We start from the raw sequence: 13303 nt of genomic DNA, 5'->3' as shown, positions 1-13303 counted from the left end.
GGTACTCTCTAGCTAGGGAAGCCTCTTGGGTGGTGGCCCGCTTTCCTAGTTGACCTTTGCCTGAGGTATAAGCATGCACTTCACTGCTCCTGGCTCCGAGCTCTCCTCGGTTTACTTGCCGGCCTCGCCGGCCTTGCAGACGGAAGTGATTGTCGCCCAGGTGTTCCGGCAGGACGTGCTGGCCGATATCCGCAGGGGTTGGAACAACTTCGTGGAATCGGGCCAAATTTGGGCGCTTTTGATAGGAATCGTGGCGGGCTACATGCTCAAGAGCATCACCAGCTCCCACTAGAGGCGGTGGCGCTCGGATTCCTTGGCCCTGAGGTGGCGGCGCCTTGGCCGTCGCCGCTTTGCTTACTTTTTTAGACGAGTCTTTCTGTGGTGGTCGATCCCTATCCTCCTGCCGAGTCCATGTCCCAGCCGACGGCACCTTCCACCCCGCGCCCCTGGAGCGGACGCTTTGCGGGATCCCTGCACCCTCAGATTGCCCGCTTCAACGCCAGCATCGGCTTCGATATTCGCCTTTTGCCCTACGATGTGGCCGGATCCCTGGCCCACGTGCAGATGCTGGGGGCTTGCGGCATCTTGAGCCGCGAAGAGGCAGAGCAAATTCGGCAGGGGCTGGAGCGGATCCAGAAGGAAGTTGCCGAGGGCATCTTCCAGCCTGACCCTGAGGCGGAAGATGTCCACTACGCCGTCGAGCGCCGCCTGGTGGCCTTGGTGGGGGAAGTGGGCAAAAAACTGCACACGGGGCGCTCCCGCAACGACCAAGTGGCCACCGACCTGCGCCTTTACCTACGGGATCAAATCGACGCTATCCGGCACTTCCTCTGGGAGCTGCGGGGGGTTTTGTTGGACTTGGCCGACCAGCACGTGGAGACGCTCCTACCTGGCTACACCCACCTGCAGCGGGCCCAGCCCATCAGCTTGGCCCACCACCTCCTAGCCTACGAAGAAATGCTCTGGCGGGACTGGCAACGCTTGGGGCGGGTGCGGGAAGAGGTCAACGTCTGCCCCCTGGGATCCGGGGCCTTGGCTGGCACTTCCTTGCCCATCGACCGGCAGCTTGTTGCCCATCTGCTGGGGTTTGAGCGCATCAGCGCCAACAGCCTGGATGCGGTGAGCGACCGCGACTTCCTTGTGGAGTTCCACGCTGCCGCCAGCCTGATTCTGGTGCATCTCAGCCGTCTCTCGGAAGAGATCATCCTCTGGGCCACGCAGGAGTTTGGCTTTGTCGCCCTCACCGATGCCTGTGCTACCGGCTCCAGCCTCATGCCCCAGAAGAAGAATCCCGATGTGCCGGAATTGGTGCGGGGCAAGACAGGGCGGGTGTTCGGCCATCTCCAAGCTCTGCTGGTCACCTTGAAGGGGCTGCCTCTGGCCTACAACAAAGATTTGCAAGAGGACAAAGAGGGGCTCTTCGATACCGTTGATACTGTAAAGGCCTGCTTGGAGGCGATGACAATCCTGCTCCGGGAAGGCATCCAATTCCAAACCCAACGCATGGAGGCCGCCGTACGGGAAGATTTCTCCAACGCCACCGATGTGGCCGACTACCTGGTGCGCAGAGGGATCCCCTTTCGCAGCGCCCACGATCTGGTGGGCCAGATCGTGCGTACCTGTATGGCAGAGGGGATCCTGCTGCAGGATCTGCCCTTAGAGCGCTGGAAAAGCTTTCACCCGGCCTTTGAAGCGGATATTCTGGCAGCTATCGATCCCCAGCGGGTAGTGGCGGCGCGGCTCAGCCCTGGAGGCACTGGCTTTGCAGTGGTGCGGGAAGCCTTGCAACGGGCCCAGGCCCGCCACCAACAGGCAGAGCCAGCAGAAGAACCCCCACCGACCCGCCTCTCCCCTGGCTCTGGGCTGCCCTTCGAGGGCTGAGCAGTGGCTCTCCCTCCCGCCCTCTTCCCCTCAAGGAGAGGGGAGCCAGCCGCCCATTCCTGCTTGCCCTCTCTATCCGTGGAGCGACCCCCCAGCCATTGGCCTTGAGAAACCGGAGGAAGGATGCGAGCCAGAGCCATCTCCCCACCCCCCTCTGCCCTAGGAGAGGTGGTGGAGGCCGACACCACAACTTTTGTGGCCCAGTGCCTAAGGCCGGAACGCCTGACCTTCCCGACCCTGCCCGCTCTCGGCAGTTGGATCCGCTCCCAAGACGAGGAGACCGGCAACCTAATCTATGGGGTGGTCTGCTACGCCGCCATGACTCCCATCGATACGGTTCACCGCCCCAGAGCGTTGGGCCTCTCCCCCCAACAGCTTCGGGAGCAGCAGCCCCAGATTTTCGCCATGTTGCGCAGCGATTTCCGCGCTGCCATTGTCGGCTTCGTTGGCGGGGGACGAGTTTATCAGTACCTGCCGCCGCGCCCGCCCCAGATTCACCAGCCGGTCTACCCCTGCTCTGAAAGCGAGGTAAGGGAGTTTTGCCGCTCTTTTGAGTTTTTGCGCACCCTGCTGCGTGTCAACGGGATCCCCAGCGACGAGTTGGTGGCCGCTGTCATCCGTCAGACTTACCGGATCTTGAACCGGGATCGCCACTGGTTGGTGCAAGCAGGGCGGCAGTTGAGCTCGCTGTTGCGAGATGATTACGAACACCTCAGCGCAATTTTACGAAAGATTGAAGCCTAAGCGAAGAAATATTGAGAATAGTCCTGAATCCCGCCGAAATTTCATCTGAGGGTGATAGCCTGAGGCGAAATCTTGTGAATCATCCCTTTTGTACCCTATTTCTTGCGTCAAAATGTTTAACAAATTTAATCCCTCTGACAAACCCTCCAAAGGCAACTGGGCAGGTCGCACTTTTTCCGCTGCTGTAGGCGCTTCGGTGGCAGCGGCTATTTGCATGGCTCATGGCCAGCCGCCCTTCATATCGCTGCTGGTGGCCAGTTGTGCAACGGTGTTTACCCTCGTTTGTGATGAGATGAGCTGGATATAGGCTCGGGGCCAGCTTTGGGCTTTTAGCCCGTCTGAGGCAACCATCGAACGACAAGATATCGACAAGATACTCTCCGGATCAAACGCCGCTAAGAGTCTCTCTGGGGGATGCGTAAGCGTCTGCTGCGCAGTTCGTCTTGGCGGGCCGTAGTCCTTGGCAAGCTAGAAGAGGGCGGATACGGATTCCTGTCTCTCCAGGCTTTTGGCTGGATCTGGAGGCCCTGGTAACTGTCGCTGGCCCGGCAGCCTCCAGGCCCACTTGGGCAAGGTGGGCAGGGATCGAGCAGCGCTGTTTGGTTTTGATGTTTTTTGCCGGATCCCTGCCCAGGGCTGGCTTCGGCGAAGCAAAGGGTAGAGCAATCGGGGGTTAAGATCGGGGGAAGCGCCCTCTGCTGGTTTCTCTTTGCCTATAGTTGGCCCCAGGGACATCCCCATCTACAGAGGCTGTGCTGCCGCAACCTGAGAACCAGTCAGGCCCTTTCCAAAACCTGATTTCAAAACCTGATTTGATGGTCGCTCTGTCTGGAGCCGAGCCAGAGCTGCTCGCTTCCCCCAAGCGCCGATGCCCTTGAGCCTATGACCTCCCTTCCTCTGGTTTCTGTGATCTTGGGCACGCGGCCCGAAGCCATTAAGCTAGCTCCGGTAATCCAGGCCCTGCGGGCCAGTCCACACCTGCGCACTGAGGTGATCCTGACAGGGCAACACCGGGAGATGGTGGATCAGGTGATGCGGCTCTTCGGCCTACGGGCGGATCGGGATCTGGAGATCATGCGTCCCCGCCAAAGCCTGACTGACATCACCGAAGCCACCCTGCGCGGCCTGGAACCCTATTTTCAGGAGCGCCAGCCCCAACTGGTTCTGGTGCAGGGCGATACTACGACCGCCTTTGCCGCTGCCCTGGCCGCTTTCTATCAACGCATCCCGGTGGGGCATGTGGAAGCCGGCCTGCGCACTGACGATCTCTACCACCCTTTTCCTGAAGAGGCCAATCGCCGTCTCATTTCTCAGTTGGCCAGCCTGCACTTTGCCCCCACCCCGCAAGCGGTGGATAACCTGAAGCGAAGCCACGTGGTTGGCTCCATTTACTGCACCGGCAACACCGTCATCGACGCCCTGCTGCAGGTGGCCGCCCACGGGATCCCTTGCCCCATCCCTGGCCTAGACTGGCAGCGCTACCGCGTTTTGTTGGTTACTGTGCACCGGCGGGAAAACTGGGGGGATCCCTTAATAGCCATCGGCCAGGCTCTGCTGCAGATTTTGGCGGAGTTCCCCGATACGGCCCTCCTCTTGCCTCTCCACCCCAACCCCGCGGTGCGGGATCCCCTGCAGGCCCTGTTGGGATCCCGGGAGCGAGTTTTTCTTACCGAGCCCTTGGACTACCCCTGCTGGGTCAGCGCCATGCAGCGCTGCACTCTCATCCTCAGCGATTCCGGTGGTATTCAAGAGGAGGCCCCCGCCCTGGGCAAGCCGGTGCTGGTGCTGCGGCAGACCACCGAGCGGCCGGAAGCCGTTGCTGCCGGCACCGCCCGCCTGGTGGGTACCCATCCCGAAAAGATCCTGGAGGCGGCCCGAGAATTGCTCACGGATCCCCAGGCCTACGCCCGCATGGCCCAGGCCCAAAACCCCTTCGGCGACGGCACCGCTGCCCGGCAAATTTGCCACATCATCGAGAGGCAGTTTAACTCGCCCATCTCACCAGAATAAGGCCCGCAGAGGCTCAGACTGTTGTGGGGAGAACCGTTGCCTGCTCCTCCCTTGCTTAAGATGCGGCTGCTCCGAAGAACTCTATGACTCAAAAAGTCAGTCAACTGAGGAGACCGACCATGAGCAAGACCCCAACTGGCACCCCTGTTGTTCGTGTGCCAATCGTGGAGGCAACCCCCGAAAATGTGCGGCCCTTCGGCCAACTGCTAGGGGATGATGTGGCCCATCCCGAGTTGGGGATCCCCTTTTATCAGGGGCGCGTTTTAGAAGGGCAAAACATCGACTCCCAGTACACTGGCAAAGCCGTCATCCGCACTGCCAAGATCCTGCCCGGCTACCCGGCTGTGTTCTGGCTAGAGCGCCACCTGCGTATGACCCAGTTGTTTGTTGCCTTGGGACAGGAGCCATTCATCATGGTCATGGCTCCCCCCAACCACCCCAAAACCCTCCCCGACCTGGACAAAGTGCAAGCCCTGCGCTTCCCTGCCGGGCACGGGCTGCTGCTGCACCGCGGCACCTGGCACGATTTCCCCATCGCCGGCGAGCGCCCCGTTGTTGTGCTGACTGCCAACTCTGAAGAAGTGGTAGAGGCCCTGGCCAACATGACGACGGCCCAGGAAATGGATCAGGGGGACGTGCTTAAAATTTCCCTGCCCCAGCGGCTGAACGCCGAGATCCATTTGCAGCTGCTCTAAGCCCATGGGCGGATCCCTGACGGCAACCCTCCCCCTGACTCTTTCGGCGCGGAAACCTTCGGGTAGTTTGTAGAATACCCAAACCTCAGCATTAAAAATCGGCAAAAATTGGCGGTTGGTCTGCCAGGCCCTAATTGGGAGGGGTGAGTATTCTCAAGTACTCCGAAAAGAAAACGCAAGGTTAGCTTTTAGGCAAGCGCAAGCTCGGCTCCGACCGAAGCGCGCTGGGAGCAACAGTTTGCCCTAATTTGGGCTCTACCTACTAGGTGTTCGGGAATACATACCCTTCGATAGGAACCTCGCTTGTACAGAAGAGGAAGCTTAACTGCAAAAGAAGATTCATAGGCAAAGTACGAAACATGAAAGCGCCCAAATTATCCGGATGAGGCTCTTTTTGGGGGCCGCATCCGCCTAGAAGATCCACAAACGTCTTCACCGTTGGCATCGGAGGAGAGTTGCCTTATATTAAATCAGCTAGCATGCTCGATATTTGCCAGAATTAAGCTATCTTGAGGGCTGACATGCCATCCAGCAATTGGTCAGACTTCCATCCCCCCAATCCTGGGCAGGGTTTGGAGCAAGCCCAGTCAACGCCTTCCCCCTGGAGTGAGCGCTACGTGGGGGAGGACTCTCAGGTCGAGTACGAGAGAAACGGAGCCCAGACCAAGGCGGCGAATCATCCAGAGGGGAACATGCCGAGCAATGCCGCGAAAATTAAGGTGGTGGGCGTGGGGGGTGGAGGTGGCAACGCGGTCAATCGGATGGCGGCCAGCAACCTCAAGGGCGTCGAGTTTTGGAGCATCAATACGGATGCTCAGGCCCTCGCTCAATCCTCAACATCGACGGTGAACCGCCTGCAAATCGGGCAAAAGTTAACCCGAGGGTTGGGGGCAGGCGGCAACCCGGCCATTGGTCAGAAAGCTGCCGAAGAGTCCAGTGAAGAAATTGCGGCCATTCTCAAGGGGGCGGATCTGGTCTTTATTGCCGCTGGCATGGGCGGGGGCACAGGGACAGGGGGAGCGCCTGTGGTTGCCCAGATTGCCAAGGCCAGCGGTGCCCTAACCGTAGGAGTCGTAACGCGGCCTTTTTCTTTTGAGGGCAAGCGGCGCGCCAAGCAGGCCGAAGAGGGGATCCAAGCACTGCAGGAGGCAGTGGATACCCTGATTGTGATCCCCAACGACAAGTTGCTCTCGGTGATCTCCGAGCAAACCCCTGTCCACGAGGCCTTTCGCGTCGCGGACGATGTCTTGCGCCAGGGGGTGCAGGGCATCTCGGACATCATCCTCATCCCCGGCATGATCAACGTGGATTTTGCCGATGTGCGCAGCGTGATGGCCGATGCTGGCACTGCCCTGATGGGCATTGGCATGGGATCCGGCAAGTCCCGCGCCCGCGAAGCCGCCATTACCGCCGTGTCTTCGCCCCTTCTGGAAACTTCCATCGAAGGGGCCAAGGGCGTGCTCTTCAACATCACCGGCGGGCTGGATCTGTCGTTGCACGAGGTCACGGTAGCGGCTGAGATCATCGCCGAGGCTGTGGATCCGGAGGCCAACATCATCTTCGGCACCGTGCAAGACGAGCGTATGCAAGGGGAGGTGCGCATCACCGTCATTGCCACCGGTTTCGACCGATCGCGGACGGCACCCAGTGCTTTCGCAGCCAAAACCGCTGTTGCCAACCCCAACAAGGTGGGGACGCGCAAGCCCACCTTTCCTAGCCCTGAGCCATCGCCTCGGCAGCCCCCTGAGCCTGAGCCCCCTGCTTCCGGGGGCTTGGACATTCCCGAGTTTTTGCGCCGCCGCCGCCCTCCTTCGTAGGGTAGAGTGGGGGGATGCGGCTATCCTGGTGCCGGTTGCTGAGAGTGGGGAGTGCTTTGGGGTTAAGCCATGAACATTGTTGTCTTGGCAGGGGGTCGTTCGGCAGAACGGCAGATCTCTTGGGTCACGGGCAAAGCCTGTAAGCGGGCGCTGGAGGATCTGGGGCATCGGGTGAAGCTGATCGACCCGGAGGAGGATCTGCCGCTGCGCCTTTGGCAGGAGCGGCAGGCCGGCTGCGAGTTCGTTTGGATTGCCCTGCACGGCCCCGGCGGTGAGGATGGAGTGGTGCAGGGGATGCTGGAGTGGCTAGGCCTGCCCTACCAGGGATCCGGGCCGTTGGCCAGTGCCCTAGCCATGGACAAGCTGGTCTCCAAGCAGATCTTTCGCGCCGAAGGGATCCCCACCCCTGAGTGGCTGGTCTGGGATGAAGCGCAGCCGCTCTCCTGGGCCGAGTGCGTGGCGCACTTGGGATCCCCGCTGGTAGTGAAGCCCAGCAACAGCGGCTCGACGGTGGGGATCAGCATTGCGCGGGATGAGATGTCGTTGGCTCAGGGGCTGGCGCTGGCCCGATCGGTCTCGTCGCGGGTTTTCCTGGAGCGCTACATTCCCGGCAAAGAGATCACCCTCTCCATCCTCTCCGGCCAGGTTTTCCCGGCCATTGAGATCATCCCCGCTCAGGGGGATTTTTACGATTACGAAGCCAAGTATGCCCCCGGCGGCTCGCGGCATTTGATCCCTTGTTCCCTCAGCGCGGCAGGGTTGGCCCGCTGCGAGGCGGCAGGGCTAAGGGCCTATCAGGTGTTGGGATGTGAGGGCCTGGCACGGGTGGATCTGCGGGTGGATGCCGACGAGAACCCCTGGGTGCTGGAGGTGAACACCCTGCCCGGCATGACCCCTACTTCGCTTTGCCCTGATGCGGCAGCGGCGCTGGGGTGGACGTTTACGGAGCTGGTGGAGCGGATGCTGCAGGATGCCCTGCAAAGGGCAGCTTCGACTCGCCCAGCCCCGTCTGGATCCGGGTCTTCACCACAGCCGGCTTGATCCCCAGCCAGACTGCTTTCTAGAGAAAGAAAAGGAGCAAAACCGCCCCCCCATCCCGACCATCAGCACTGCCGGCCACAGCCAGGCAATACGGGATCTGCCCTTGCCAGCAGCTTTCTTGTCGAGAGCCTTTTCTCTGGGCTCAGGCTTGGGGGCTGGCGGAATCGGGACCAGCCAGCGTCAGATCCTGCAGCAGCCGATGGCTTTGTTTTTCCAGCACGAGCGTGGTTTCCTCAGCGCCCAAGAGAGGATCCCGCAGTGGCTCGGTTTGCTGCCACTCGTATTCGGAATGCCCCAACGCCTCCAGCCCGGCTCACACCTGTTGGGTGAGATGGGGGTGGTTGAGCTGCGTTTGCGGGGAGCGGTTGAGGAGAACGTGCAAATGGCCCTGGCGACGTTTGACAGCAATTTTGACAGGGACAGCCAAGCTGGCCTGCAACGCCTGGGCAATCTCAGCTTCCGTCATCAAGTTTTATCCCGCTGTAGGCATCTAATACAGCCGTGGAATAGGGGTTGGAAGTGGGAGCAACGGCTTCAAGATAGAATGTATCCGCATCTCCGGGGAGACATCGGCTTGCCAAGAAGTGATTCCCCGGCGGATCCCGGCATACAACTGGCAGTCTTATGCAGGAAAAAACCATCGTCCGCAACTATTTCAACACGGTCGGCTTCGAGCGCTGGCGCCGCATTTACGGCAACGAGGAAGTCAATTTCGTCCAAAAAGATATTCGACTGGGCCATGCCCGCACGGTCGAGACGGTGTTGCAATGGCTGGGGGATCCCTCTGGTTTGCGCATTTGCGATGCCGGCTGCGGGGTGGGCAGCCTTAGCTTGCCTTTGGCCGCCCGCGGGGCGCAGGTATTTGCCAGCGACATCTCGGAGCAAATGGTCAACGAAGCGCGTCGCCGCCAACAGATGGAGCTGGGATCCACAGACAACCCCCAGTTTCAGGTTTTGGATTTGGAGGAACTGACAGGGGAGTACGATGTCGTCGTCTGCCTGGATGTGATGATCCACTATCCCGAAGTCGACGCCCTGCGCATGCTCAGGCACCTGACCGGACTGGCCAAGTCTCGTCTGCTCTTCAGCTTTGCTCCCAAAACTCCCTGGCTGACGCTGCTGAAGAAAGTGGGGGAGTTCTTCCCCGGCCCCAGCAAGACCACCCGCGCCTATCAGCACCGCGAGGCGACGCTGGTGAGCCACCTTACTGAGTGGGGCTGGAAAGTGCAACAACGGCAAACCATTCAAAGCCGCTTCTACTTTGTCTGGCTGCTCGATCTGGTGCGCTGAAGCCGCCGCCCAGTTACAGTCGTTTCCAATGGCAATGAAACCGTTCGTTGCCTCGATCCCTACCTCCCCTCTCCCTGAGGGAGAGGGGCTGGGGGTGGTCGCGTGAGCGGCGCGGAGCGCTTGGGCTGACTCCCTGAGGGAGAAGGGCTGGGGGTAGTCGTGTCGGGTAGTTTACTTAAGGTTATCCGCTTGCTCCGGCAAGTCGGGATCTGCCAACTTTAGGAGGGCAAGCCGCGCATCGTCCCGCACTCCCCAATCGGGATCGCGGCTGGCGCTTGTCAGCAATTGCCTTTTCAACATCGCGTAAACGGTGGGATCCTCGAGAGCCAATTTCACCTGTTGCCCGAGGATCCCCAAGCTCCAGGCACAGTTGCCGCGGACTGCCGCCACCGGATCGTGGGCCAAACCCCGACAGAGGGCTGCCGCTACCTCCTGCAGAGCCGGGCCGGACAACACCTGAGCTTGGGCCAATTGTCCGAGGGCGCTGGCCGCCCAAAGCCGCACTGCCGCGATATCTTCGGCCAATACTTCCAGCAACACCGGATAGGCGCGGGGATCCTTAGCATTGCCCAGGGCCCACACCAGGCCTTTGCGTACATAGCCATTCCAATCCCGGCGCAAGCTGTCGATCAGCACCTCCACCTCAGCGGGAGCCGGATTGCGACCCAGGGCATAGGCCGCTCCCACCCGCACCAACGGGCAGGGATCCCTGAGCAAAGCCAATAGGCGCGGGATGGCGCGGGGTTCTTCGATCTCACAGAAGGCGCGGGCTGCCTGCATCCGCAAACGGGGATCCGGATCCTGCAACTGCTGCAGCATCCGCTCCACATCCACCTCCGGCGGCGAGTGAGGTGGCAGCTCGTCTAGGGGTTCAAGAGGAGAAAAAGCGTCTTCATGCATGAAAAGGCGCCCACAGGTTGCTGGAGAGGGCGAGCACAAAACTCTCCCCTCCCCAAGCCACGACAGCCGAACCAGCAGCAGAGCTGCTGCCTATCATAAACCGCCGGGGGCCGCCGTCTGATCTGCTCCTGCTGGATACCTGAGCAAGTCCGCTCCTTCCAGCACCCGCGCCGAGCGGATCACATCCCCCACCTGGAGGCGCTCCACCCACTCCATCCCCTCGATGACATAGCCGAACACGGCATAGCGCCCATCCAGGATCGGCAGAGCAGAGAGGGCGATATAAAACTGGGAAGAAGCCGAGTCGAGAGGGCTGGAACGGGCCATGGCTACTGCCCCCAAGCGATGGGGCAAGGCCAGCTTGCTCAGGGCGATGGGATCCTCAATCAAGGTGTTGTAGCGGGGATGAGGCTCCCCGCGCACCTGGATCTCCAAAGGGATGGTGCGCAAGCGGTTGCTGCCCGGCTCGGTGGCGCCGCCGGTGCCATCCCCCCGCGGATCCCCGCCCTGCACCACAAAGGGCTGGGGATCTTTCTCCACCCGATGGAAGGTGAGACCGTTGTAAAAGCCCCGCTGCACCAAATCCACAAACTGGCCGGCAGTAAGGGGCGCCTCCTCCCCGTGGATCTCCAAGAGAACCTTGCCCACTCCTTCGGCAGTTTGCACCTCTAACTCCACCACTGCCTTCCCTTGCAGTTGCGGGCGATGGGCGTAGGCCGCTGGGATCCCAGATGGAGAGCCAGAAGAGGGGGGCGCACTGCGACAAGCGAACAGACCGAGACAGAGGTACCCCAAAGCTAAGCCCAATCCCACTCTGCCGCGGCTCATTCGCCCCAGCTTGGCGAATTTCATCTGCCCCTTCTCCCTTTTTTGATCCAACCTTCCACGGGGATCCCTCTCCCGATGAAAGAAGGATATCTAGCTAGATCCGTTGCGACAACCCCAATTGCAAGGTGACGCTTTGAGCGCCATTGCTTACCCTCACCCCGTAGGGGCTGATGGAGGTGACCCGCCACTCTGCTTTCACCGCCTGGCCAACCGGCACCTGTCGCACCACGTTGTCAATCAGAATCAGAGCCTTGGGATCGCCTGGATCGTGGATCAACCCCACCAGCTTCATCTGCGGCACAGGCTGGGCCCGGATCCGCGCCAGCGCCGGCGGAGCGGCTACCCTCGGGGGAGGAGGAGCACTGGTTGCCGCTGCAAGGGTAGGAGCGGCAGCCACCGGCGGAGTTGCAGAGAGTGTTTTCGCCTCCGGCTTGACCAAGGTTGTCCCAGGTGGCTCCTGAGACGAAACTTCCGCAGATGGATCTCGAGGAGTTCCACCTCCCGCAGATGGGGGCAGGGATGGTTCCTGGGCCAGCAGGAAATCGGAGTTGGGAGAATCGGGGGCCTCAGTCAAAGGATCCCTCAGCCGAGGAGGAGTGGCCTGAGAAAAGACTCCTGGCCGGGGGCGCAGGGTCATCCAGAAGGCTAGCCCTGCCACCAGAGTGGTCGCCAAAGCCAAACCCAGTAGGATCCCTGAGGCAATAGAAGAGCGCCGCAAAGGCAGCGGCGGGCGCGTGCCCCAATAGGGGTACTCTTCCACCAGCCCTTCTTCAAGGCTGTGCTCCAAATCCTCAAGCAGCTCATCCAGCAGGGAATCTGCTTGACTCGTGTAACCCAATGCAGCCCAAGGAGAACGACGGCTCCTGTCTGCCGAAGTATCCAACCCGGACATAGAACCTCCCTTGGCGGTGAGACCCCTAGCCGACAGCAGCCGTCTTCTCACCCCAGCGCCCTCACAGGAGCCGCATTTCCGGGTACTCGGTCAACAGCGCCTCTGCCGACAGGGTGTCTCCTTCCAACTGCGGCGTCCACAGCACTTCGATGGCCACAATTCGCTCCGCCGGAATGGAGGCCAACTGCAGCAGGCACTGCCGCAGATCCGCCGCAGATTTAACTACAGGTAGTGTACCTGAGTTGCCTCGATACGCAACTAGTAGAGTAACGACCAGATACTCGCCGACATCCGGGATTCCGGCAGCAGCGCGTTTCAGAACTGCTTGGGGAACCTGCTGGATCTGGTTGTTGCGGTTGCTGAGGGTTTCGGCGCTGAACTTGCTGCGCTCCTGTAGGGAAGCTTGATAGAACAGAGACTCGGCGCGGGAGAGGGGCAGCTTCTCTGCTTGGGCATGACCATAGGCCCAGTAGTCGCTGTAGCGCATCAAGCCGAGGGTGACCTCTTGCAACAACTGGCTCAGCCCTTCCGGCGATTGGGTATCCGCTTCCAGAGCCAGGGCGTTCATGTCTTTTTGCAGTTGTCGGGCGCTGGCCAGCAGGCCCACTTTTACCTGAGCCACCGTTACCGGCAGGTCAGCAACCCCCTCGTCGCCATCTTCAGAAACAGCCGAGCGCAAGCTGCGCACCAGAAAGCTACCGGCCCCAATCAAGAGCAGCAGTGTCAGCAGGCCGCCACCACCACCCCAGAAAAAGGGCACCACTAGGGGAAACCCAAACCCCCCTCCATAGCTGGGGTACACCGGAGCCGAGCGGGGGGCAGAGAAGGTCGGAGAGCGGAAAGAGCCACCGCCAATGCGACCACCACTGCGGGCCCAGACAGTACTGACAGGAGCCAAAGCCAAGATCAAGGCCAAGGCAACGGCTAGCAAAGGCCGGCAGACGCGACCAATTCGTTTCAGCATGTTCACGGTGTTTTTGTCCATCACGGGGCTAGTCTTCCTCAATTGTATGCTCTTTCCCTAGACAGCAGAGGGCAGGGATCCGATCCCCCAGCCGGCTATTTGAGGTATTCAATCCCTATCGAGATTCTTCATCAATTTCAATTTCCCATCGAGCTCGGGTTAATATGAACTACCCCACCGCGTAGGCGGGTGGGGTTTCCTCACCCGCTTGGCAGCAGAGCTTTTGTCTCTTCTTCTGCCC

Annotated in this window: 14 protein-coding genes; 8 read left to right on the top strand and 6 right to left on the bottom strand. The window is 60.6% G+C overall.

Going from position 1 to position 13303, the window contains the following annotated elements; genetic code table 11:
• The first annotated feature begins 73 nt into the window (after positions 1-73).
• The 7 genes from NW841_RS03065 (at position 74) to NW841_RS03035 (ending at position 8188) form a co-directional block, all read left to right on the top strand.
• Positions 74-292 carry a hypothetical protein gene (locus NW841_RS03065; RefSeq protein WP_414365060.1) on the top strand — a complete coding sequence of 73 codons (219 nt, stop codon included), beginning with the start codon at positions 74-76 and terminating at the stop codon, positions 290-292.
• 119 nt (positions 293-411) lie between these two features.
• Entirely contained in the window at positions 412-1881 is a 1470-nt protein-coding gene (gene argH, locus NW841_RS03060; protein WP_414385318.1) for an argininosuccinate lyase, read from the top strand.
• A gap of 123 nt (positions 1882-2004) precedes the next feature.
• Positions 2005-2625 (top strand): hypothetical protein, encoded by a 621-nt coding sequence (locus tag NW841_RS03055; protein WP_414385302.1) that lies wholly within the window; start codon positions 2005-2007, stop codon positions 2623-2625.
• A gap of 882 nt (positions 2626-3507) precedes the next feature.
• The gene (wecB, locus tag NW841_RS03050; RefSeq protein WP_414370501.1) at positions 3508-4635 is read left to right on the top strand and encodes a non-hydrolyzing UDP-N-acetylglucosamine 2-epimerase; all 1128 of its coding nucleotides are present in this window, start codon (positions 3508-3510) and stop codon (positions 4633-4635) included.
• Between the two features lie 119 nt (positions 4636-4754).
• Positions 4755-5330, top strand: coding sequence for an ureidoglycolate lyase (locus NW841_RS03045; protein WP_414385299.1), 576 nt, complete (start codon positions 4755-4757; stop codon positions 5328-5330).
• Between the two features lie 692 nt (positions 5331-6022).
• Positions 6023-7147, top strand: a complete 1125-nt coding sequence (ftsZ, locus tag NW841_RS03040; RefSeq protein ID WP_414385317.1) for a cell division protein FtsZ — start codon at positions 6023-6025, stop codon at positions 7145-7147.
• Positions 7148-7216: 69 nt separating this feature from the next.
• On the top strand, positions 7217-8188 hold the full coding sequence (locus tag NW841_RS03035; protein ID WP_414365926.1) for a D-alanine--D-alanine ligase: 972 nt from the start codon (positions 7217-7219) through the stop codon (positions 8186-8188).
• 142 nt (positions 8189-8330) lie between these two features.
• Here the strand turns inward: NW841_RS03035 and NW841_RS03030 are convergent, their stop codons facing one another.
• Both NW841_RS03030 and NW841_RS03025 read right to left on the bottom strand, forming a co-directional pair.
• Positions 8331-8486: a hypothetical protein gene (locus tag NW841_RS03030; protein ID WP_414385297.1), complete on the bottom strand. Its 156-nt coding sequence runs from the start codon at positions 8484-8486 to the stop codon at positions 8331-8333.
• A gap of 15 nt (positions 8487-8501) precedes the next feature.
• The gene (locus NW841_RS03025) at positions 8502-8654 is read right to left on the bottom strand and encodes a hypothetical protein (protein ID WP_414385295.1); all 153 of its coding nucleotides are present in this window, start codon (positions 8652-8654) and stop codon (positions 8502-8504) included.
• A gap of 158 nt (positions 8655-8812) precedes the next feature.
• Here NW841_RS03025 and bchM point away from each other — a divergent pair, with 158 nt between their 5' ends.
• Entirely contained in the window at positions 8813-9478 is a 666-nt protein-coding gene (bchM, locus tag NW841_RS03020; RefSeq protein ID WP_414385293.1) for a magnesium protoporphyrin IX methyltransferase, read from the top strand.
• A 171-nt stretch (positions 9479-9649) separates the two neighbouring features.
• Here bchM and NW841_RS03015 read toward each other — a convergent pair whose 3' ends face one another.
• The 4 genes from NW841_RS03015 to NW841_RS03000 form a co-directional block, all read right to left on the bottom strand.
• Positions 9650-10378, bottom strand: coding sequence for a HEAT repeat domain-containing protein (locus tag NW841_RS03015; RefSeq protein WP_414385291.1), 729 nt, complete (start codon positions 10376-10378; stop codon positions 9650-9652).
• A 93-nt stretch (positions 10379-10471) separates the two neighbouring features.
• Entirely contained in the window at positions 10472-11230 is a 759-nt protein-coding gene (locus NW841_RS03010; RefSeq protein WP_414377336.1) for a peptidylprolyl isomerase, read from the bottom strand.
• Between the two features lie 70 nt (positions 11231-11300).
• A complete protein-coding gene (locus tag NW841_RS03005) occupies positions 11301-12098 on the bottom strand; it encodes a hypothetical protein (protein ID WP_414385290.1) in 798 nt (265 codons plus the stop codon).
• 61 nt (positions 12099-12159) lie between these two features.
• A complete protein-coding gene (locus NW841_RS03000; protein ID WP_414365932.1) occupies positions 12160-13083 on the bottom strand; it encodes a DUF1517 domain-containing protein in 924 nt (307 codons plus the stop codon).
• Between the last annotated feature and the right edge of the window lie 220 nt (positions 13084-13303).

It is taken from the genome of Synechococcus sp. H60.3, assembly GCF_047462295.1.
In the GTDB taxonomy this organism is placed as follows: domain Bacteria; phylum Cyanobacteriota; class Cyanobacteriia; order Thermostichales; family Thermostichaceae; genus Thermostichus.
This window is presented reverse-complemented; position numbering and strand designations above follow the sequence as displayed.

What these genes read in the sequence shown, in the direction of transcription:
- NW841_RS03065 (WP_414365060.1), top strand. Translation starts at nt 74, where the DNA reads ATGCACTTCACTGCTCCTGGCTCCGAGCTCTCCTCGGTTTACTTGCCG.
- argH (WP_414385318.1), top strand. Translation starts at nt 412, where the DNA reads ATGTCCCAGCCGACGGCACCTTCCACCCCGCGCCCCTGGAGCGGACGC.
- NW841_RS03055 (WP_414385302.1), top strand. Translation starts at nt 2,005, where the DNA reads ATGCGAGCCAGAGCCATCTCCCCACCCCCCTCTGCCCTAGGAGAGGTG.
- wecB (WP_414370501.1), top strand. Translation starts at nt 3,508, where the DNA reads ATGACCTCCCTTCCTCTGGTTTCTGTGATCTTGGGCACGCGGCCCGAA.
- NW841_RS03045 (WP_414385299.1), top strand. Translation starts at nt 4,755, where the DNA reads ATGAGCAAGACCCCAACTGGCACCCCTGTTGTTCGTGTGCCAATCGTG.
- ftsZ (WP_414385317.1), top strand. Translation starts at nt 6,023, where the DNA reads ATGCCGAGCAATGCCGCGAAAATTAAGGTGGTGGGCGTGGGGGGTGGA.
- NW841_RS03035 (WP_414365926.1), top strand. Translation starts at nt 7,217, where the DNA reads ATGAACATTGTTGTCTTGGCAGGGGGTCGTTCGGCAGAACGGCAGATC.
- NW841_RS03025 (WP_414385295.1), bottom strand. Translation starts at nt 8,654, where the DNA reads ATGACGGAAGCTGAGATTGCCCAGGCGTTGCAGGCCAGCTTGGCTGTC.
- bchM (WP_414385293.1), top strand. Translation starts at nt 8,813, where the DNA reads ATGCAGGAAAAAACCATCGTCCGCAACTATTTCAACACGGTCGGCTTC.
- NW841_RS03015 (WP_414385291.1), bottom strand. Translation starts at nt 10,378, where the DNA reads ATGCATGAAGACGCTTTTTCTCCTCTTGAACCCCTAGACGAGCTGCCA.
- NW841_RS03010 (WP_414377336.1), bottom strand. Translation starts at nt 11,230, where the DNA reads ATGAAATTCGCCAAGCTGGGGCGAATGAGCCGCGGCAGAGTGGGATTG.
- NW841_RS03005 (WP_414385290.1), bottom strand. Translation starts at nt 12,098, where the DNA reads ATGTCCGGGTTGGATACTTCGGCAGACAGGAGCCGTCGTTCTCCTTGG.
- NW841_RS03000 (WP_414365932.1), bottom strand. Translation starts at nt 13,083, where the DNA reads ATGGACAAAAACACCGTGAACATGCTGAAACGAATTGGTCGCGTCTGC.